The sequence below is a fragment of the Pseudoalteromonas sp. UBA2102 genome (genome assembly GCF_002331165.1).
Lineage (GTDB): Bacteria > Pseudomonadota > Gammaproteobacteria > Enterobacterales > Alteromonadaceae > Pseudoalteromonas > Pseudoalteromonas atlantica.
This window is the reverse complement of record NZ_DCYU01000002.1, coordinates 14,233-35,665: the sequence shown is the minus strand read 5'-3', so window position 1 is coordinate 35,665 and position 21,433 is coordinate 14,233. Positions and strand designations below refer to the sequence as shown.

Annotated in this window: 21 protein-coding genes; 5 read left to right on the top strand and 16 right to left on the bottom strand. The window is 40.5% G+C overall.

The window, feature by feature from the left end:
* The coding region (locus tag B2R65_RS00345) for a pyruvate kinase (protein WP_286739986.1) at positions 1-660 on the top strand (660 nt) is incomplete at its 5' end.
* A 62-nt stretch (positions 661-722) separates the two neighbouring features.
* On the opposite strand, the gene B2R65_RS00340 is transcribed toward B2R65_RS00345, so the two are convergent.
* The 10 genes from B2R65_RS00340 to thrS all read right to left on the bottom strand — a co-directional run bounded on the left by B2R65_RS00340 (position 723) and on the right by thrS (position 11,285).
* A complete protein-coding gene (locus tag B2R65_RS00340) occupies positions 723-1,547 on the bottom strand; it encodes a LytR/AlgR family response regulator transcription factor (RefSeq protein WP_024034076.1) in 825 nt (274 codons plus the stop codon).
* The gene (locus B2R65_RS00335; RefSeq protein WP_024034075.1) at positions 1,544-2,617 is read right to left on the bottom strand and encodes a sensor histidine kinase; all 1,074 of its coding nucleotides are present in this window, start codon (positions 2,615-2,617) and stop codon (positions 1,544-1,546) included. The genes B2R65_RS00340 and B2R65_RS00335 overlap by 4 nt, the downstream gene beginning before the upstream one ends.
* A gap of 229 nt (positions 2,618-2,846) precedes the next feature.
* On the bottom strand, positions 2,847-4,403 hold the full coding sequence (locus B2R65_RS00330) for a SulP family inorganic anion transporter (RefSeq protein ID WP_004587844.1): 1,557 nt from the start codon (positions 4,401-4,403) through the stop codon (positions 2,847-2,849).
* 129 nt (positions 4,404-4,532) lie between these two features.
* On the bottom strand, positions 4,533-4,991 hold the full coding sequence (locus B2R65_RS00325) for an Lrp/AsnC family transcriptional regulator (protein WP_002960703.1): 459 nt from the start codon (positions 4,989-4,991) through the stop codon (positions 4,533-4,535).
* A 90-nt stretch (positions 4,992-5,081) separates the two neighbouring features.
* The gene (locus B2R65_RS00320; protein WP_286739968.1) at positions 5,082-5,723 is read right to left on the bottom strand and encodes an MBL fold metallo-hydrolase; all 642 of its coding nucleotides are present in this window, start codon (positions 5,721-5,723) and stop codon (positions 5,082-5,084) included.
* 1 nt (position 5,724) lies between these two features.
* Entirely contained in the window at positions 5,725-7,542 is a 1,818-nt protein-coding gene (locus B2R65_RS00315; RefSeq protein WP_286739966.1) for a M14 family metallopeptidase, read from the bottom strand.
* 422 nt (positions 7,543-7,964) lie between these two features.
* The gene (rplT, locus tag B2R65_RS00310) at positions 7,965-8,327 is read right to left on the bottom strand and encodes a 50S ribosomal protein L20 (RefSeq protein ID WP_004587841.1); all 363 of its coding nucleotides are present in this window, start codon (positions 8,325-8,327) and stop codon (positions 7,965-7,967) included.
* Between the two features lie 15 nt (positions 8,328-8,342).
* Entirely contained in the window at positions 8,343-8,543 is a 201-nt protein-coding gene (gene rpmI, locus B2R65_RS00305) for a 50S ribosomal protein L35 (RefSeq protein WP_004587840.1), read from the bottom strand.
* Between the two features lie 211 nt (positions 8,544-8,754).
* Positions 8,755-9,315: a translation initiation factor IF-3 gene (gene infC / locus B2R65_RS00300; RefSeq protein ID WP_024034072.1), complete on the bottom strand. Its 561-nt coding sequence runs from the start codon at positions 9,313-9,315 to the stop codon at positions 8,755-8,757.
* 59 nt (positions 9,316-9,374) lie between these two features.
* On the bottom strand, positions 9,375-11,285 hold the full coding sequence (gene thrS, locus B2R65_RS00295; protein ID WP_154944397.1) for a threonine--tRNA ligase: 1,911 nt from the start codon (positions 11,283-11,285) through the stop codon (positions 9,375-9,377).
* Positions 11,286-11,668: 383 nt separating this feature from the next.
* On the opposite strand from thrS, the gene B2R65_RS00290 reads away from it, so the two are divergent.
* On the top strand, positions 11,669-12,115 hold the full coding sequence (locus B2R65_RS00290) for a DUF3010 family protein (protein ID WP_004587837.1): 447 nt from the start codon (positions 11,669-11,671) through the stop codon (positions 12,113-12,115).
* A 304-nt stretch (positions 12,116-12,419) separates the two neighbouring features.
* Positions 12,420-14,153 carry an AMP-binding protein gene (locus tag B2R65_RS00285; protein ID WP_154944395.1) on the top strand — a complete coding sequence of 578 codons (1,734 nt, stop codon included), beginning with the start codon at positions 12,420-12,422 and terminating at the stop codon, positions 14,151-14,153.
* 62 nt (positions 14,154-14,215) lie between these two features.
* Here B2R65_RS00285 and B2R65_RS00280 read toward each other — a convergent pair whose 3' ends face one another.
* The 5 genes from B2R65_RS00280 to B2R65_RS00260 all read right to left on the bottom strand — a co-directional run bounded on the left by B2R65_RS00280 (position 14,216) and on the right by B2R65_RS00260 (position 18,931).
* Positions 14,216-14,680: a YehS family protein gene (locus B2R65_RS00280; protein ID WP_154944393.1), complete on the bottom strand. Its 465-nt coding sequence runs from the start codon at positions 14,678-14,680 to the stop codon at positions 14,216-14,218.
* A 113-nt stretch (positions 14,681-14,793) separates the two neighbouring features.
* Complete coding sequence (locus B2R65_RS00275) at positions 14,794-16,038, bottom strand: lipoprotein-releasing ABC transporter permease subunit (RefSeq protein ID WP_024034069.1); 1,245 nt, start codon at positions 16,036-16,038, stop codon at positions 14,794-14,796.
* Positions 16,028-16,726, bottom strand: coding sequence for a lipoprotein-releasing ABC transporter ATP-binding protein LolD (lolD, locus tag B2R65_RS00270; RefSeq protein ID WP_029774428.1), 699 nt, complete (start codon positions 16,724-16,726; stop codon positions 16,028-16,030). Before lolD ends, B2R65_RS00275 begins: the two co-directional genes overlap by 11 nt.
* Positions 16,719-17,936: a lipoprotein-releasing ABC transporter permease subunit gene (locus B2R65_RS00265; protein WP_126006910.1), complete on the bottom strand. Its 1,218-nt coding sequence runs from the start codon at positions 17,934-17,936 to the stop codon at positions 16,719-16,721. The genes lolD and B2R65_RS00265 overlap by 8 nt, the downstream gene beginning before the upstream one ends.
* Before the next feature lie 125 nt (positions 17,937-18,061).
* Positions 18,062-18,931 (bottom strand): LysR family transcriptional regulator, encoded by an 870-nt coding sequence (locus tag B2R65_RS00260; protein WP_029774426.1) that lies wholly within the window; start codon positions 18,929-18,931, stop codon positions 18,062-18,064.
* A gap of 131 nt (positions 18,932-19,062) precedes the next feature.
* Here B2R65_RS00260 and B2R65_RS00255 point away from each other — a divergent pair, with 131 nt between their 5' ends.
* Together B2R65_RS00255 and fghA are read left to right on the top strand one after the other, a co-directional pair.
* The gene (locus B2R65_RS00255) at positions 19,063-20,184 is read left to right on the top strand and encodes an S-(hydroxymethyl)glutathione dehydrogenase/class III alcohol dehydrogenase (RefSeq protein WP_004587830.1); all 1,122 of its coding nucleotides are present in this window, start codon (positions 19,063-19,065) and stop codon (positions 20,182-20,184) included.
* Between the two features lie 68 nt (positions 20,185-20,252).
* Positions 20,253-21,095: an S-formylglutathione hydrolase gene (gene fghA / locus B2R65_RS00250; RefSeq protein WP_055253436.1), complete on the top strand. Its 843-nt coding sequence runs from the start codon at positions 20,253-20,255 to the stop codon at positions 21,093-21,095.
* On the opposite strand, the gene B2R65_RS00245 is transcribed toward fghA, so the two are convergent.
* Entirely contained in the window at positions 21,049-21,423 is a 375-nt protein-coding gene (locus B2R65_RS00245) for a hypothetical protein (RefSeq protein WP_054982436.1), read from the bottom strand. The genes fghA and B2R65_RS00245 overlap by 47 nt on opposite strands.
* Between the last annotated feature and the right edge of the window lie 10 nt (positions 21,424-21,433).

Here is a 21,433-nt window from a genome sequence, read left to right as displayed (position 1 = left end):
ATGGGTAAACAAAAACTCATTATTCGTCGCGCTCGTTCATTAAACCGTACTGTTGTAACTGCAACACAAATGATGGAATCGATGATCGATAACCCAATGCCAACACGCGCAGAAGTTATGGATGTGGCAAATGCGGTACTTGATGGTACTGATGCAGTTATGCTTTCAGCAGAAACCGCTGCCGGTGATTACCCTGAAGAAACGGTTGCTACAATGGCACGTGTTTGTTTAGGTGCAGAATCGCAAAAAGAAACCCACGTATCTAAGCACCGTTTAGACAGCCGTTTTTCTAACAATGCAGAATCTATCGCGCTTTCAGCTATGTACGCTGCTAATCACTTAGATTCGGTTAAAGCCATTGTTACCTTAACTGAGTCAGGTAGTACCGCTAAACTTATGTCGCGTATCAGCTCTGGTTTACCTATTTACTCGCTTTCACGTCATGCAAGTACGCTAGGCCAAACAGCGCTTTATCGTGGTGTTTACCCTGTGTTTTTTGATTCTACAAAAACTGAAAAAGACGGAATGGTTAAAGCCGCACTTGATACCCTTGTAGCACAAGGTTCATTACACTCTGGCGATACAGTAATTATTACTCACGGTGACTCAATGGAAACTGTGGGCGCAACGAACACAATGAAAATTGTAACTGTTGCGTAATTTCTGCCTTATATAAAAAATGCGAGCTAAGCTCGCATTTTTTATGCCTGCAAAATCCCAAACTAGCTGGCTAGCGCTGCTTTTACTTTATCGCGGTAGCTTCGGCTTACTTTAAGCTCTTGTCCGTTTTCAAGCACTAATAAATACTCACCGCTGACTTGTGTAACCAGCTTGCTTATTTGTTTTGTATTTACAATTGCACTGCGGTGAACGCGCACAAACAAATGTGGGTCGAGCTCTTGCTCAAGCTCTTTCATTGTTTTGCGCAAAATATGTGTTTGCCCATCTTGGCAATGTAAACACATATAATCGCCGGCGGCATCAACCCACTGAATTGTCGCAACCGGGACACGAATAATTTCACCCTGCTCTTTTACCGCCAGTGATTCTGGGTAACGTTTGTCGGTTAGGGTATCGCCTGTGGCTAATTTTTTAAGTATTTCTTCACAGTTATTACCTGTAATACCGGCAACAAAACTCGCTAGTTTTTTCTTATGGGCGTTGTCTTGCTGTGTTTTTAAGTAACTATGCACTTTTTCTACCGCCTGTTTTAGTCTGTTATCGTCAACGGGTTTTAAAATGTAATCCAAAGCATGTATTTCAAATGCCTTTACTGCAAATTGATCAAATGCAGTAACAAACACAATCGCGGGTAACGCTTTAGTGCTTTCGCTTAAGGCACGGGCAACTTCAAAGCCATTCATTCCTGGCATTTGTATATCTAAAAAAACTAAGTCTATTGGGTGCTCTTTACATGCTTCTATTGCATCAGAGCCTGAACTACACAGTTTAATTACTTCTATATCAGTATATTCTTCAAGTCTTACTGCTAAGCCCTTTCTTGCTAATGGTTCATCATCAACAATGATGGTTTTAATTTTAGTCATTTCTTCACAGCCTTCTCAAACGGTACTCGCAGATTAACTTTCAATCCACTTGGCGTATTATGTGATAATACAAACGAATAATTATTTTCATAGAGCGTTTTTAATCTGTCTTTGGTATTTGCCACCCCTACCCCTTGTGCATTTACAAGTTGTCCGTCTATTAGTTCGGTACCGGGGCCATTATCACCTACTTCAAGTAGTAGCTCGTTGGCAAAAACCTGTGCTTTTATGTCTATCACACCGCCTTGTGACATATGCGCAATGGCGTATTTAATTGCGTTTTCAATTATCGGTTGCAAAATTAAGCTTGGCACAAGTGCCTCTTTTGCTTGCTCGCTTACATCTACATTTACTTTTAAGCGCTCATCAAATCTAACCCGCTCTATTTCTAAATACAGCATTAATGCGTGTAGCTCTTGCTCTAAAGGCACTTTTTTAATGGGATCGGTATTTAGTGTATAACGCAAAAAGTCGCTTAACCTTGCCACCATTAAGTTAGCATCTTTGTTTTCTTTTACCAAAACTAATGTAGAAATAGCATTAAGCGTATTAAATAAAAAATGCGGGTTAAGTTGATATCTGAGCATTTTTAATTGCGCTTCATGGGCCATTGTAGTTGCTTTAAGCGCTTTTTGTCGCTCACTTTGTAATAGCTGATAATACTTTATGCCAAAGTATAAGCCACTCCAACATAAAATTATGTAAACAGAATCTAAGCCATGCTGTAAATAGTAAAACCAATCTTCTGGGCGATAACCATGGCGGTATATTTCCCATAAATTAAATTTTTGCACAATTGCCCACAATGTACCTGTAATGTACGAGGCGCCAAATACAACCACCATTAATATCCACGGCGATGCATTCCAAGTTTTTCTGTAAATATAACGAAGTGGGACTGTCATTAAACAGCCCGCATAGGCATTTAATAATATAACGAACACGTAAATATCACGCATTTCAAATACTTTAGAGCCGATATAATTTACAAGCGCATAACCAATCCAGCCTGCAATTTGCAATAGCCAAAAAAAGCGTTGCCTGTTATCAACTAAAGATTGCCAATTCAAAATAAAATACAACTCCGTATAAGTTAGCCAATAAGTTAAAATTACGTTAGCTAATTTAACCACTGGTTTGGTTATTATATCGATTATTACAAAGTGTTAGCAGTACCAACTGTCTTAATTTTTAAGAGCCTTACCGCAAAGTTAAGCCAATAAAAAAGCGAAAGGCTTTAACCTTTCGCTTTTAAAATGCCGATTCAATCAGCTCGTATGGGCAAAGCCACCTTATAAACTAGGCAAGTTTATCAGAGGCTACTTTATAAGTTGGGTCTTCAATTACGTTCACCTCAACTAAGTCACGCGCTTTGTGTAACAGCTGCTTACAGTCTTTACTTAAATGACGTAAGTGAAGCTGTTTACCTGCTTTAGTGTACTTATCAGCTAAGCTGTCGATGGCTTCAATTGCACTGTGATCCGCAACACGGCTGTGTTCAAATTCAATAATTACATCTTTAGGGTCGTTTTTAACATCGAATAACTCAGAAAAGTTTTTAACTGAGCCAAAAAATAACGGGCCGTGAAGCTCGTAAACTTTAGCACCTTGTTCATCAATGTAATTAGTTGTGTAGATATGTTTTGCATGATTCCAAGCAAATACCAAGGCAGAAACAATAACACCAACACACACAGCAATCGCTAAATCGGTTACTACGGTTACGCCAGATACCAATACAATTACAAAGGCATCAGACAGTGGTACGCGCTTCATCATTTTAAAGCTTGCCCATTCAAACGTACCAAGTACAACCATAAACATAACACCTACAAGCGCAGCCAGTGGGATCATTTCAATTAAACTTGAAGCAAATATAATAAATGCAAGCAGCATTAGTGCAGCACTTATACCCGACAAGCGCGAGCGCCCGCCCGAATTAATGTTGATCATTGATTGCCCAATCATGGCACAGCCACCCATTGCGCCAAAAAAGCCACAGGTTACATTAGCAGCACCTTGGCCAATACACTCTTTATTTGAGTGGCCACGGGTTTCGGTAATTTCATCAATCAAGCTAAGCGTTAATAACGACTCAATTAAACCAATAGCCGCTAAAATTAATGCATACGGAAAAATTATATAAAAAGTTTCCAGGGTAAATGGAACCATAGGAATGTGAAATTCAGGTAAGCCGCCAGCAATGGTAGCCGCTTCATTACCTGTCATCCCTTTTAGGAAATCAAGTACAGTGCGCGAGTCTAAATCAAGGCCTATTACTAACGCCGTTACCGTTACAATAGCCACTAAAGAAGAAGGCACTGCAGTGGTGAGCTTAGGTAAAAAGTGAATGATAGCCATAGTTAATGCAACTAAACCTAACATGATGTAAAGCGGGTTGCCCGTCATCCATTGCTGGCCACCTGCGCCATCTGGCACTTTAAACTGCCCAAGTTGCGCTAAAAATATTACTATCGCTAATCCATTTACAAAGCCGAGCATAACAGGATGAGGGACCATGCGAATAAACTTACCGAGCTTAAATATCCCCGCGAGTATTTGCAGTATTCCCATCAGCAACACCGTGGCAAATAAATACTCAACACCATGATCAAGTACCAAACTTACCATTACAACAGCTAATGCACCGGTTGCGCCCGAAATCATACCAGGGCGGCCACCAAAAATAGCCGTAATTAAACCAACGATAAACGCGGCATAGAGACCAACTAAAGGTTCGACATTTGCTACAAAAGCAAACGCAACAGCTTCTGGAACTAAAGCAAGTGCTACAGTTAAGCCAGATAAAATATCGTTTTTAGCAGAGCTAGGCGCTTTGCTGAGTAAGTTAAACATTGAGTTCCTCAGGGGGTTATTAGGTTAGGATCGAAAAAGCGCTAAATGTTACCAAATTAGCGCTCATTTAACAATTCGCACACACCGTTATTAGCTTTCTTAGTATAGCTTAACTTTGTGTCGTTTATTTTATAGAGGAAGAGATGTACTGCGTTTTACACATGTCATGGTTACGTTAGAGTGTACCTCTTGAACGTATTCTAAGCTGAGTAAATTGTCACGTACAAAGTGCTCATAGCCTTCTATACCTTGTGAGATTATACGCAGCATAAAGTCCATGGTGCCGGCCATTGTGTAACATTCTGTCACTTCGTCATAGCTCATAATTAGCTTTTCAAATTCAGCTAAGTTTTTCTTGCCATGATTTGATAAGCGCACATGTGCGTATACAAGCATGTCAAAACCAAGCTTTTTCTCATCTAAAAGCGCAACTTTACTTTTGATATAGCCATCTTGTTCAAGCTTTGCAATGCGTCGCCAACAAGGTGATTGAGATAAGCCTACTTTGTCTGCAATTTCAGCAGTTGAAAGACTTGCGTCCTGTTGTAAAAGTGCCAAAATTTGGCGATCTACGTGATTTAGAGACATTTTATTTCTTATTTATCTAATAAACTGGTTAAATTATACAGCCAATTTAAAATTCCGTCTGCAATAATTTTGCATTTTCATGGATTTTAATTAACCAAATTGGCAACTTACAAATGGATTAGTGCGTTTTTCGTGGCCTACAGTGGTATCTTCACCATGGCCAGCTAAAATACGCGTGTTCTCATCAAGCGTTAAAATATGGCTTCTAATAGACTCAATGAGCTGCTTTGTATTGCCTTTAGGGAAATCTGTACGCCCTACAGCACCTTTAAAAATAACATCGCCAACAATAACGCATTGCTGTTCAGGCTCATAAAACACAATATGACCCGGTGTGTGCCCGGGGCAATGCTTAACACTAAAGCTAAGTTTACCAAGCGTTAATACATCATTATGGTTAAGCCAAATATCAGGGTAAAAAGCATCAATAGCTGAAAAACCAAACATTTGTGCTTGCATAGGCAAGTTATCAAACCAAAATGACTCATCTTTTTGCGGGCCAATGATTTGCACATTGTAGTGTGAGCGTAATTCATCTGCCGCACCTACGTGGTCTAAATGCCCGTGTGTAAGCCAAATAGCGCTCAGTACTAATTTGTGCTCACTAAGCGTGGCTATAATTTTTTGCGCATCACCACCTGGGTCTATCACCACAGCTTGCCTTGTTTCTGTACAGCTAATTATTCTGCAATTTTGAGAAAAAGCAGTCACGGGTATCGTAATAACGTGCATATTAAATTTCTTTATCTTTTTGATCGGGAATAACGGCTACTTGCTCATACGACATTAAAATTGGGTATTTCAAATACGCTTCGTCATAAAATGGCGTGTGTGAATATAACCAGTGCAAACGTGCATTCGCATCTTGCGCAAATGCTTTATCTTGAAGTTTTTTATCAAACTCGAGAGCAAGTTTTGGGTTGCCTTTAAGCATTTTCCTTGCGTAAGGGATTAACGCGTAGTTTTCCATGTACTCTGTTCGTTGAAAAATTGTATTAAACTCACCCCACGCAAAAAATGAATCAGGAGCCTCAGGGTGTAATAAATGAACCGCTAACTCCCCTGCTTTTTGCTGCGTATTTACTTGATACCATCCGTCTAAATCTACATTTATTGCTGGTACATAATCAAAACTTGCAGAGACTCTAAAGCGCCCTTCAAATGGGGCTTTATCAAACGAGTAATCAAGTACTTTGGCAAGCTTTAAAGGTTGCGTATTCGCGCCTTTAAGTTTGTTTACTGACACCCCATGTAACTTAAGCTTTTCTATTATATCGCTATACACAGGCGGAACAAAAAACGCTTCAGGCACATCAACAACTCGTTCAACCTCTTTTTGCCAATAAATCGGTAAGTCAGTGTAGGTATAGGCTTTACCTAAATATTTAACCTCAGTTTGCCCCGAAAGCGCACTTACACTTGATGTGTATTCTACCCCTTTAAACTCACTAATCGTGTCTGCTTGTTTAGCATAACCTCGTTTAACAATTAGTTTCTCAGGTACAAATTCTTGCTCTTTTTTAACGGCGTTCGAAAGCTCATGACTGTACTGAGAAAGCGCGTTTATTGCCCCATCTAAAAATACATAGGTGCCTAATACGCGTTGTTGATAAGGTTTTAAAGAATGGTTTTCGACTAAAATTGTTGGTAATGATTTTAAATCGCCCCACCCGTTTGAAAAACGCGGTGTAGCCACCCAACCTGCAAGGCCTTTTTTAAAGTCGCGTTTATCCATAACAAATACCAATGGCCCAGGTATATGCCCTTGCTTTTGTAATGTTTCGTCAATAACCGGCTTTATATACTGATCTAACGCATCAGATATAGCAGGCGATTCGCTTGCAAATACAGGGTTATAACCATAGGTCACATCGTACTGATAATCGGCGCCATCGGTAACATGCACATCAATGTATAAGTTTGGGTTGTAATCATTAATAACCTTTAAAACACTTCTCACCTCTGGTGTATCTAACTTAGTGAAATCGCGATTAAGGTTTAGATTATTTGCATTGGTTCTAAAGCCCATTTTTTCAGGGCCGCGCTGATTTATGCGATTAAATGCGCTGCTGCGTTCATGCCCATCTACGTTTAAAATAGGAATAAAAAGTATGTTTACCTTTTTTAAAATATCACGGCGCTTGCCTGTTGCAATATCGCGCAGCAACATAAACATGGCGTCTTTACCATCAATCTCACCTGCATGAATACCGGCTTGGATAAAAACGGTTGGCTTAGTGCTGTTGGCCATTTGCCCTGCTTCAAAAAAACCTTGTTCACTGGCAACCAGCATTTTAATAGCGCGATTACTATTACTGTAGCCTATTATTTGAGACTGAAACTGCGTGGGATTTGCCGCTACAAGCCTATCTACAAACGCCATGGTATCGGCATAGTTTGGCGAGGCTTTGCCCTGAGATAACTCAAAATCAGTGGTTAACGGGCCTTGCTGTTGTAATAACGAAACGCTATCACCTTGCCAAGGAATAAGAGGCGGTAAATGACTGTTATCTGCCACAATTGCAGATAGAAATAACAGGCTTGCAAACATAGTTTTCTCTAACAAACGCTTTAATAAAATAAATTATACCAAGTAAACATAGCGATATTATAAAAGTGCGGTGATTCAACAAAAAAGAAAGCCCGTTTATACCCTTGCACTTAATAAAGTGTTTATTAAAGTAGTTAATTTTAAGGTTGGGGAAAAGTGTCAATAGCTTACTAAAAAATTTGTTGTTTATACCAATCCGCTTAATTAAGTGATCTATTTTGAGAATGAATAAATGTGTTAATAGCTAGGGAAAACTTCGCTATTTAGTAGTTCTTAATGAGAGTTTTTTAACGCAGATAACGACACATTTAGCCCCACAAAATAATAAAGTATTATTGCGGGGGGTATTATTAGGCGAGTCTTAAATTACAGGCACAAAAAAAGGAGCCTAGGGCTCCTCTTTATTACTTATTTAAAAAAGCTTAAGCTGCCGCTAGGCCTTCTTTTGCTTTTTCAACAAGCGCTGCAAATGCAACTTGGTCGTAAACTGCGATATCTGCAAGGATCTTACGATCGATTTCTACAGAAGTCTTTTTAAGACCATTGATAAAACGGCTGTAAGACAGACCATTTTGACGTGAAGCTGCATTGATACGTGCAATCCATAATTGACGGAAAGTACGTTTCTTAGCACGACGGTCACGGTAAGCGTATTGACCCGCTTTAGTAACTGCCTGGAAAGCTACGCGGTAAACACGTGAACGTGCTCCGTAGTAACCTTTAGCTTGCTTTAAAACTTTTTTGTGACGTGCACGTGCGACAACGCCGCGTTTAACTCTTGCCATTTCTAAAAACCCCTATTAAGCGAATGGTAACATACGTGAAACTAGACCATGGTCATTTTTATGAACCATCATCTTAGGACGTAGGTGTAACTTACGCTTAGAAGTTTTCTTAGTCAGAATGTGACGAAGATGCGCTTGTTTACGCTTGAAACCGCCAGAAGCAGTTTTCTTGAAACGCTTAGCAGCGCCTCTGTGACTTTTTAGCTTATAAGCCATTGCAATAACTCCAAATGTATTGCTTAAAAATTAGTAAGCAGGCGTGAGATATATTTCTATAGCTCCACTTTTAGGCCTAACTTACTGCCATATTCCGGTGAAAACCCAGCAAAAATGCCGCAATTTTACTTTAAAACCGGTTAGCACAGGTGAATATTTGCATATTACTTGGGTACCTGCGCTAAATTCGGTGCGTATTATCGCTTAAAAATTATTTTTTAGCAACAGGCGCCATCATCATAACCATTTGGCGGCCTTCAACACGATTTGGGAAAGACTCAACTACTGCAAGTTCTTCTAAATCAGCCTTAACACGGTTTAATAATTCGATACCAATTTCTTGGTGAGCCATTTCGCGGCCACGGAAGCGGATAGTAATCTTAGCTTTATCGCCAGCTTCTAAGAACTTACGTAAGTTGCGCAGCTTAACCTGATAGTCACCTTCATCCGTGCCAGGACGGAATTTGATTTCTTTAATCTGGATTTGCTTTTGCTTCTTCTTCTGCTCTTTTAGTTCTTTGCTTTTTTCAAAGATGAACTTACCGTAGTCCATAACCTTACAAACAGGCGGCTCAGCGTTTGGGCTAATCTCTACAAGATCAACACCCGCTGCATCAGCCATAGCTTGTGCGTCTTTTAATGACTGAATTCCAGCTTGTTCGCCTTCGATGTCGATTAAACGAACTTCTTGAGCTGTAATTTCTTCGTTAATACGATTTTTTTGAGCTGTTTGTTGCCCTTTCTTGCCGCCTCTAATGGTACGTTCCTCCAAGAATATCAATAATATAAGCGTGTAGTTGGCTGTTTGTGATTGCCCTACACGCTCGATTTTTACTGTCGATTTTTAATTTCTTCGCTAATTTTAGCTACAAAATCATCAACATTAAATTTGCCTAGGTCTTCACCTGTGCGGGTACGTACTGCTACTTCCTGTTGTTCAACTTCTTTATCGCCAACAACGAGTAAGTAAGGAATACGCTTAAGTGTATGTTCTCGGATTTTAAAGCCAATCTTCTCATTTCTCAAGTCAGCAGCGGCTCTAATTCCAAGTTTATTTAATTTTTGTACAATTTCGTGCACGTAATCTGCTTGTTTATCGGTAATGTTCATAATTACCACTTGCTTTGGAGCAAGCCACGTTGGGAATAAACCAGCGTATTCTTCAGTTAAAATACCGATAAAGCGCTCAATTGAGCCTAAAATAGCACGGTGTATCATAACTGGAGTGCGTCGTTCGTTGTTTTCTGCTACATAAGTAGCGCCTAAACGACCCGGTAATGCAAAGTCGAGTTGCACTGTACCACATTGCCACGCTCTGTCTAAACAATCGTACAAAGTAAATTCAATTTTAGGTCCGTAAAAGGCACCTTCACCTGGTAGGTAATCAAATTCAATGTCGTTTGCTTTAAGTGCATCGGCTAATGCAACCTCTGCTTTGTCCCAAATTTCATCATCGCCGATGCGCTTTTCAGGGCGCGTAGAAAGCTTAACTACAATTTTGTCAAAACCGAATGTCTCATATGTATCATAAACCATCTTAATACACGCTGAAACTTCGTCCATTACTTGCTCTTCTGTACAGAACACGTGAGCATCATCTTGTGTAAAGCCACGTACACGCATTAAGCCGTGTAAAGCGCCTGATGGTTCGTTACGGTGACAACAACCAAACTCGGCCATACGCAGTGGTAAATCACGGTACGATTTTAAACCTTGGTTAAAAATTTGCACGTGACCTGGGCAGTTCATTGGTTTTATAGCGTATTCACGTTTTTCAGACTCTGTGGTAAACATGGCGTCTGAGTATTTTTCCCAGTGACCTGATTTTTCCCACAAAGAGCGGTCCATCATCATTGGACCTTTAACTTCTTCGTAGCTGTACTCACGCAGTTTTTCACGAACAAATTCTTCAAGCTCGCGGTAAATGCTCCAACCATCGTTGTGCCAAAATACCATACCTGGCGCTTCTTCTTGCCAGTGCCATAAATCAAGCGCTTTACCAATACGGCGGTGATCGCGTTTTTCAGCTTCTTCTAAGCGTTTAAGGTACGCTTTAAGTTGCTTTTTATCGCCCCACGCTGTGCCGTAAATACGCTGTAGCATTTTGTTTTCAGAGTCGCCACGCCAGTAAGCGCCAGCTACTTTCATTATTTTGAAGTTTTGGCAGAATTTCATGTTTGGTACGTGCGGACCACGACACATGTCTACGTATTCTTCGTGGTGGTATAGTCCTGGGCGATCATCTTTTGCGATGTTTTCGTCCAAAATTTCCATTTTGTATTTTTCGCCACGCGCTTCAAACGTATCGCGTGCTTCTTGCCAGCTTACATTTTTTTTCACTACGTCGTAGTTTGTTTTTGCAAGTTGCAACATACGCTTTTCAATGGCGTCTAAGTCTTCTTGAGACAAAGAGTGTTCCATATCAATATCGTAGTAAAAACCGTTATCAATAGTTGGACCAATAGCCATTTTAGCGTCTGGGAAAAGCTGCTTAACTGCGTGACCGATTAAGTGAGCACACGAGTGGCGAATAATCTCTAGGCCGTCGTCATCTTTTGCGGTGATGATCTCAAGACGCGAATCTTCGTTGATCATATCGCACGCATCAACACGCTCGCCATTAACGCGACCAGCAATGGTTGCTTTAGCAAGGCCTGGGCCAATGTCGTTAGCTACATCAAGAGTACTTACAGGGTTTTCAAAACTACGCTGACTGCCGTCAGGAAGAGTAATAACTGGCATTATAAATCCTTACATACAGTGGTGACACCTACAATGTATCACGTGTATTTTTAAATAAATTAAATGAGAATGACTCGACAACGCTTTTACGAATAAGCATTGACTATTTTTCGCCATAAATGACTAATGTAGATGCTGAGTCTGCTCAACTACAAAAAAGATATTGTCGCGTGATAGAGTATCAATTACAAGTTTAAAGCGCGCTCATTACTTGAAATTTTACCTAAAATTGTCATTTTTTTGTTTTTCGCTCGCTAATTTAAATTAAGCATGTGACAACTTGAGTTTATTGATTATTAAAATGCACCTGCGCCGCCTTGCTCTCGCAATTTATTAGATGTTGGGTATAATACCAAGTAATTAAGTTATATTAGAGAACAGCAATGAGAACATGTGGTGTAGAAATTACCGGTAGTGATGTACTACTTTGTATTTTAAGTAAAGATAACGACGTATTTGATATTCGCGATGTGCGCCAAACACGCTTTACCTTAGGTAACGGTAACGACACTGAAATAATGCGTAAATTTCAATTTGATTTTGCAAAACTAATGCAAGATTACCAAATTGATTCTGTTGCCATTCGTGAGCGCCAACCTAAAGGTAAATTTGCAGGCAGTGCAAAGGGCTTTAAAATGGAAACAGCGATTCAATTAATTGAAGAGTTAGACGTTCGCGTGTTCTCAACGACCGAAATTAAAGAGCAGCTTAAACGCAACCCTATACCTATTGCGTTTGAAGACACAGGCCTTAAAAAGTACCAAGAAAACGCTTTTGTTAATGCCTATGTATACATTATGAAAAAAACCTACCGCAGTGACGAGCTATAAGTCACACAGCGATTAAAACAAACTATAAAAACGCCATTTAGTGGCGTTTTTTTATGCCTTTATAAAAGTTAGTTTTTATAGCCCCTCTGTAAAACATTTGATTTAACTTTCCTTTATGCTTAGTACATTAGTCTAACCACTCTTTCTTTGTCGACAATTTGTGTTTATTTTAACTACAGCCTATAACAATTCGCTTAACTATTTTTTATTTTGCTACACAGCTATTCGTGGCTAAGCAAATGAATACTGACTTATCAGCACGGATTGATATAAGTAACTGACACACATTAATACGGAGAAGCACATGCACACACCATCGCGCTCGGTAAAAGAAGTAGAACAAATAAACACACTACCGCTCACAAAAAGCTATTTTAAAGGTGCGCAAAGCACGCCGCTAACGGATAAAACAATTGGCGAGTACTTTGATTTTATTGTCGACAAACACCCTGATTCGCTCGCTGTCGTTGTTAGCCATCAAAATGTACGCTTAACGTATAAAGCATTTCAAAATGAAGTTAATCAACTCGCTATGGGGCTACTAGCAATAGGCGTTAAACCAGGAGATAGAGTAGGAATATGGTCACCTAATAACATTGAGTGGTGTTTAACCCAATTTGCGAGCGCCAAAATAGGTGCCATTATGGTGTGCATTAACCCTGCCTACAGGCCAAACGAGTTAGCCTATGCTTTGAACTCGGTAGAATGCAGCACGTTAATTACCGCGTCACATTTTAAAGGCAGCAATTATATAGACATGCTTAACAGCTTAGCGCCCGAACTTAACCAATGTGAACCCGGTGAGCTAAATGCACATGCCCTACCTAGCCTTAAAAATGTAATACGCATTGGCAATGAAAAAAGCCCTGGTATGTTTACGTTTGATGATGTGATGAATTTTTCCACCCCTGCCCACAAGCTTGAATTAAATGCGATTTCAGCAAATTTAAACGCTGATCAAGACATAAATATACAGTTTACCTCTGGCACCACGGGCAACCCTAAAGGCGCTACACTCACCCATAAGAACATACTTAATAATGCGCTATTTGTTGCAGAGGCTATGCATTTTACAGCGCAAGATAAACTGTGTATACCTGTGCCTCTGTATCATTGTTTTGCGATGGTGCTTGGCAGCCTGCTATGTGTAAGTAAAGGCGCCGCAGCTATATACCCAAGCGATGCGTTTGATGCAAAAACCACGCTTGATGTTGTCCAGCAAGAGGGCTGTACCGCGCTGCATGGTGTGCCTACTATGTTTATCAGCCAACTAGAGCTGCCTAATTTTACCAATTATAACCTCAGCACTTTACGCACTGGTGTAATGGCGGGCTCAACGTGCCCTGAGCAAGTTATGCGTAAAGTCCAAACACAAATGAACATGCATCAAGTATTAATTGCGTATGGGCAAACTGAGTGCAGCCCAATCAACAATATAACCGAAACCGACTCATCAATAGAGCGCCAAGTAACAACCGTTGGCCGTGCCCTTGCTCACACTGAAGTTAAAATTATTGACGAACTGGGTAACATTCAAAAAATAGGTGTACCTGGTGAGGTCTGCAGTAAGGGCGCCGGTATAATGCGCTGCTATTGGAATGACGAAGAAAAAACAAAAGCCACTATAGATGACGAAGGTTGGTTACACTCTGGTGATTTAGGGGTAATGGACAGCGAAGGGTTTGTGAGTATTGTTGGCCGCATTAAAGACATGATCATTCGAGGTGGCGAAAACATTTACCCACGCGAAATTGAAGAGGTTCTTTACACTTACCCAGGTATTCAAGATGCCGCTATATTTGGTATTAGTGATGAGAAGTACGGCGAAGAAGTGTGTGCGTGGATCCAGCCAAAAGAAGATGCAGTACTTGATGAGCAAGCAATACGTGCATTTTTAAAAGACAAACTCGCCTATTTTAAAATGCCCCGTTATATTCGCTTTGTAGAGAGTTACCCAATGACAGTAACAGGCAAACTGCAAAAGTTTAAAATGCGAGAGCAAATGCAGCAATCACTTACTGATAAGGCCTTTTCTTAACCGCAAACATTAATTACAAAAAAGCTCAGCAATTGCTGAGCTTTTAGCGTTAAATAATTTACTTACTCTGCAGGGCGATACTGCTGCTGAACACCTGTTAAAAACAAGCGCAAAACCTGGTCGTTACACACACGGTAATGTTTATTTTCTACTTTGCGAGAAAACGCACTGAGCTCATGTTTACTTAATTTAAAGTCAACCTGTGCAAGTGTTGCTATTACATCTTCTGCTTTCATGTTTAAAGCAATACGTAGCTTCATAAAAATAATATTATTATTTAACTTAGCCTCTGGCACAGGCTGTGGGCCTTCGCGCTTGCCACGCTTTGTATTAATAAAGCCATTTAAAAACGTAGCAAACTCAGTGTCTGACATTTTAACAAACCCTTGCTCGCCCTCTTTTGTTAACCATGCAACGACTTGCTCAGTGGTAACTATAGCCTCTGCGGCGGCAAAAATACCGACCATGGCAGTATCGGTTAAATTAAAGGTATAGCGAACACGGCGTAAAATATCGTTATTTGTCAAAGTAATTTCCTGAGTAGAGAGCGAGGCTAAATTAGAGCGCCCACGTTAAATGAGCGCGCAGTTTAGCAGCTTAAGGCACGCTGCCCTATTGATATTTACACTATAAAGAGTTGTTAATTACCCAGCACCTTGGCAGGGTCGACTCGAGTGGCTTGCCACGCCGGGTAAATAGTAGCAAGTACAGCTAAAACAAAGGTAACAATAACTGTTATTCCAATATCACTGAGTACTAATTTACTGGGTAAAAACTCAATAAAATAAACACCTTCAAGCGGATTAGCTGCAAATAACTGGCTAACCCATGTAAACAGCTCACTAATGTTAAGCGCTAATATAACCCCAACTAGTGTGCCAAGTAACACGCCAACAAAGGCTTGCGTTAAACCTTGCATGACAAAGGTAGCTAAAATAGTACTGTCTTTAGCGCCCATGGTTTTTAAAATAGCTATGTTGCCTTGTTTTTCGCGCACTTCCATTACAAGCGACGAAACAATGTTAAAACTAGCTACCGCTATAATTAAAAACACCACAATGTACACAATTGTGCGTACCATTTGAATATCTTGATACAGGCTACCTTGCGTTCTAAACCAGCTAGAGACATACACATAATCACTAATAGTTTGCCCTACTCGCAGTGCAATTTGATGTGCAGCAAACACATCATCTACGCTTAAACGTAAACCTGTCACTTGGCTGGCGTCGTAACCTAAAACTGACTGTGCTTTATTTAAGTGAATAAATGCAGCGCTACTGTCAATTGGCCCACCCATTTCTATAATGCCCGCAAGTGTTAACGTTACGCGTTTAGGGGCTAATAGAGACTTGCCTTGCTCGCTAATTTTAGGAATGAGTAAAGTAATGTTATCGCCTATATTAGCGCCTAATTGCTTTACAATTTGCTTGCCTAAAATAACGTCATCCGTGCGCAACTGACTAACCAGTGTGCCTTTGGTAAATTGATTTATGGCCGATACATTCCCTTCATAGCTAGGTTCAACGCCGCGTATTTCTACCGCTTTAAGCTGGCTTTTAAATTGCGCCATACCATTTACTGCTATAAATGGCGCAGCACCTGTAACATGAGGCTCTGCTTTAAGTTTTTCTACTTTGTTAGGCCAATCAGCAATCGGTCGGCTAGGCGCTACGTATTCAACTTGCGGTACCACACTTAATAAACGATGCACTAATTGCTGCTCAAAGCCATTAATAACCGAAAGCGCAACAATTAACACCGCGACCCCTAATAAAATACCAACAGTAGAGGCTTTGGCAATAAAGCTTACAAATGCGTTTTTTTCGTCTTTATGGCCAGAATACGCTCTAAAACGTTCACTTAAAAATAAACTAAGCAACATGGTGCGACTCTTTTATAGCAAGTTTCCCATCATCTAAATACGCAATTTTTCCTAGTTTGTCTGCAAGCTCTAAGTCGTGAGTAACCACCACAAAACTAGTATTTAAGCTTTTATTTAGCTCATTAATTAAATCGTAAATTTTAATCGCGTTTTGCTTATCAAGGTTACCGGTAGGTTCGTCGGCTAACACTAATGCGGGTTTAGTCACTAAAGCACGAGCAATAGCAACACGCTGGCGCTCTCCGCCAGACAGTGCCGAAGGTTTATGCTCACTGCGATGCGCTAAGCCTACTTTATCTAGCATTTGCAAGGCTTGCTCTTTCGCCTCTTTTGCGTTGAGCCCTTTAATTAGTAGCGGCATAGCCACGTTTTCAACCGCACTAAATTCCATTAATAAATGGTGAAACTGATAAATAAAGCCCAAGTTTTTATTTCTAAACGCCGCTTGCTCTGTTCGCGATAATTTAGCAACGTCTTGATTTTTTATTTTAGCGCTACCCGATGTAGCCGTATCAAGGGTTCCTAAAATATGTAATAAGGTACTTTTCCCTGAGCCTGAGCTGCCCACTATAGCCAGCATATCACCTTGGTTAAGTGATAAGTCCACCCCTTTTAATACTTCTACTTGGTTTTGGCCATCTTGATAAACTTTACTTAAGTTTTGACAGCTAATAACTAAATCATTCATAACGTAATACCTCTGCTGGTTTTACTTTTGCGGCTTTGCGCGCAGGATATAAAGTGGCTAAAAAGCTCATTGCAATACTACTAAGCGCAATAATAACGAGGCTTAACACATCAAATTTTACCGGAAGCTCTACACCTGCTAGTAGGTTTAGCCCTACAGCAGCGAGTAGTTCATTAATATATAAGCTAAACAACACACCTAAAAGTGCCCCTATCGCGGTGCCAATAACCCCGTTATACAAGCCTTGCACCATAAACACTTTTTGTACTTGTGAAGGCGTTAAACCTAAGGTTTGTAATATCGCCACTTCGCCTTGTTTTTCACTCACCATCATAGTCAGTGCCGAAACAATATTAAATACAGCCACTAATACAATCAGCCCTAACAACATAGACATAATACGTTTTTCCATGGCAACCGCGGCAAATAAAGTACCTTGGCTACTGCGCCAGTCACTTACTTGATAATCGCGTAAAATGTGCTGGCTATCCGTTGTAAATTGCGCTAATTCAAAGGGTTCATGTAACGACACGCTTAAGTTAGGCGCGGTATTTTTGTTAAGCTTTAATACCCGCTGTAAAGATGCGCCGCTGGTAAATGCAAGGCTCATATCTATCTCTGAGCCGGTTTCGTATATTGCGGCTATTTTAAATAAACGCTGACTAGGTACGCGCCCAAGTGGCGTGTAAGTAGAGGCGTTAGGCATAATTACGCGCAGTTTTTCTCCCATACCTACGCCAAGTTTTCGGCTTAAGTAACGGCTAATAGCTATGTTGTAGCTATTATTTAAAACGTTTTGCCAATTGCCCTGCACAACTTTATCGGTAATTTTATATAGCGAGCCATTATCGCCATACAAGCCTTGCAGTAATACGCCGTGTAAATCTTTATTGGTTTGCAAAATGGCTTCGCCGTGGCGGTAAAGGCTTACGTGATCTACATAATCTGAGCGCTCTAAATCGGCTTTTAACGCTGTCATTTGTGCGCTGGTGTGTTTATTGGCTTGTACTTCTACGTGAGGAATGAGCCCTAACATATTTGTTTTTAAACTGTTTTCAAAGCCATTCATTACACTGCTTACAGTGAACAAGGCCATTAGCCCTATGGCTATTCCGGCAATAGAAAAAAACGAGATAAACGATATAAACGCATTTCCTTTGGAGGAGCGGCTATATCTGAGCCCTATAAATAAGCTAACCGGTTGAAACATATTATTTAAAACATTTATGCTAAAAGTGTGCGGCTATAGTAGCACGAACTAAGATGAATTGAATATGACCATAAATGTAAGAAATAATTTATAAATCTTATACTTGGCTATATTTTAAGCGCGCTTTATTCAAGCCCAGCCACTAAATAATCAAGTAATACTCTTACGTTGGTGGCAACAAACTGACGCGGTGGGTAAATTCCCCACACGCCTTCTTGATCCGGCTGATAAGAAGTTAATACTGGCACAAGCTCGCCCGTTCGTAGCTCATTTTCAATGTAATAATTTGGCAGCTGCACTATTCCTAAGCCTTTTTTTGCACCATCAACCAATGCCCAACCACTATTACAGCGCAAGCGACCCGCAATTTTAATGTGTTTATCGCGGCCATTTTCGTTTACTCGCCAGTAACTGCTATTACCAATTAAACATTGATGTTGGTTTAGCTCGCCTAGGGTATGAGGCTCACCTACTCGGGATAAATAATCTGGGGAGGCACACATTATAAAGCGCCTAGCACTTAAACGCCGTGCTCTGTGGCTTGAATCTTTTAAATGCCCTAACCGAATGGCTAAATCAAACCCGCCTTCGAGTAAATTTTCTTGCTCGTTAGAAAGCGTAGCAATAACTTCGACCTCAGGATGAGCGTGCATGAAATTGTGCACAATGGGCATAATAAAAGTTTCACCATACATAACTGGTGCTGTTAATTTAATTTTACCTTTAGGCGTTGTTTGCTGCGTTGCTAAGCTTTGCGTGGCATCGTCCATAGCGTGTTGTAGTTGCTTAGTTTGATGTAAAAAGGCTTCACCTTCTTTAGTTAATACCACTTTGCGGGTTGTACGGGTGAGTAACTGGGTATTTAAACGCTGCTCCAGCGCCGTTACATGGCGACTTATATGGGCAACCGACAACCCCAGTACATTAGCCGCTGCTGTAAAACTACCCTCTTCACCCACTGCTATAAATTCGTCTATGCCATCCCAACGCGCCATTATTACCATACTGTAAAAGTGTTTTAATAAATCAGAGATTATCATTATTTGAGAAACAAATACAATAGAGCCATCACCCAAACAAATTGGGTCTACAATTGTTATTTAAAACCACTACAAAGGATAAACACATGTCTGAATTTATAAAATCAAAAGCAGCTATTGCGTGGGGTCCAAACCAACCTCTAAGCGTTGAAGAAGTTGATGTGATGATGCCTAAAAAAGGCGAAGTAATGGTAAAAATTACCGCTACTGGTGTTTGTCACACTGATGCATTTACTTTATCAGGTGAAGATCCTGAAGGTATTTTCCCAGCAATTTTAGGCCACGAAGGTGCAGGCGTTGTGTATGCAGTGGGCGAAGGCGTAACCAGTGTTGAAGTAGGCGATCACGTTATTCCACTTTACACCGCTGAATGTGGCGTATGTAAAATGTGTACTTCAGGCAAAACTAACCTGTGTTCAGCAGTGCGCGAAACACAAGGTAAAGGCCTAATGCCAGATGGCACTACACGCTTTTTTAAAGACGGCCAACCAATTTATCACTACATGGGTACGTCTACTTTTTCTGAGTACACAGTACTTCCAGAAATTTCACTCGCAAAAGTAAACAAAGAAGCGTCGCTTGAAGAAATTTGTTTATTAGGCTGTGGCGTAACCACAGGTATGGGCGCAGTAACAAACACTGCAAACGTAAAACCAGGCGATACCGTGGCTATTTTTGGCTTAGGTGGCATTGGTTTATCGGCCATTATTGGTGCAAAAATGGCAGGCGCGGGTCGCATTATTGGTGTTGATATTAATACCAGCAAATTTGACCTTGCAACAAAACTTGGCGCAACAGATTTAGTAAACCCTAAAGATTTCGACAAGCCAATTCAAGAAGTGATTGTTGATATGACCGATGGCGGTGTTGATTACTCGTTTGAGTGTATTGGTAACGTTGATGTAATGCGCTCAGCACTTGAGTGTTGTCATAAAGGTTGGGGTGAGTCGGTAATTATTGGTGTAGCTGGTGCTGGCCAAGAAATTTCAACCCGTCCTTTCCAACTAGTAACTGGCCGTGTATGGCGTGGAAGCGCATTTGGTGGCGTTAAAGGCCGTTCACAGTTACCTGAAATTGTTGAGCGTTACATGGCAGGCGAATTTGCTCTTAACGACTTTATTACGCATACCATGAGCCTTGAAGAAATTAACGATGCGTTTGATTTAATGCACGAAGGTAAAAGTATTCGTACAGTAATTCACTACTAATACGCTATTGGTAACCTATGTATTAAAAAGTCGTAATACTTAATTGTTTGCGGCTTTTAAGGATTTTTATGTTAGAAAATATCTCAAGTACAAAAGTAGCAGGTGGATGGCACAAACAATATACCCACACTGCAACAAGTACCCATTGCACAATGCGTTTTGCGGTATTTTTACCACCTGGCGCAAGCGAAACAAATAAAGTGCCAGTACTTTATTGGCTATCGGGTTTAACCTGTACAGACGAAAACTTTATGCAAAAAGCCGGCGCATTTAAAAAAGCGGCTGAGCTGGGTATTGCAATTGTAGCGCCTGATACAAGCCCTCGTGGTGATAATGTCCCTGATGACGACAACTACGACTTTGGACAAGGCGCAGGATTTTACGTAAACGCAACACAAGCACCGTTCAATACACATTTTAATATGTATGACTATGTAGTTGATGAACTGCCTATGCTTATTGAACAACACTTCCCAGTAACCAGTACTAAAGCAATTAGTGGTCACTCTATGGGCGGGCACGGCGCTTTAATGGTGGCACTTAAAAACCCTAAAGCGTTTGTTAGCGCTTCGGCCTTTAGCCCTATTGTTAACCCAATTGACTGCCCATGGGGCGTGAAAGCATTTACGGGTTACTTAGGCACTGACAAAGAGCTCTGGGCTCAATACGATTCGTGCGAATTGATGAAAAAAGCGCAGCAGGCTGATTTTCTCCCTATGCTTGTTACGCAGGGCGAAGCCGATGGGTTTTTAGAGGAGCAACTTAAGCCACAAAATTTAGCGGCTGTTGCTAAAAATAAAGGTTACCCGCTTAGCATTGAAATGCAAGCTGGCTACGATCATAGTTACTTTTTTATAAGCAGCTTTATTGACCAACACTTATCATTTCATAGTCAGTTTTTAACTGCGTAATCTCATTAGTGTGTAGATCAGATTTATCTACTTCTACACACTCTTTCAATACTTTACTCACTTGCCTACACACTTGTACCGTATTGCCCTCACCTTTTACTAAATTGATCAGCAATGAATCTATTTTTAACCCTATATCGGTAAAACTAAACCCGTTTTTGTCTTTCGGTAGAGGTTCGAGTGGATTTTTATAAGGCTCAGAGCGAGCTGGGCTATTACTATATTTATTGGCGCGTGCATTTGACTGTGCCTGTCCATCAATTATAACACCAGCGACTGTGCAGCCACTTAGGTAAATAACACATAAACATAAAGTTAGCGCTCTCATGACTCATCCT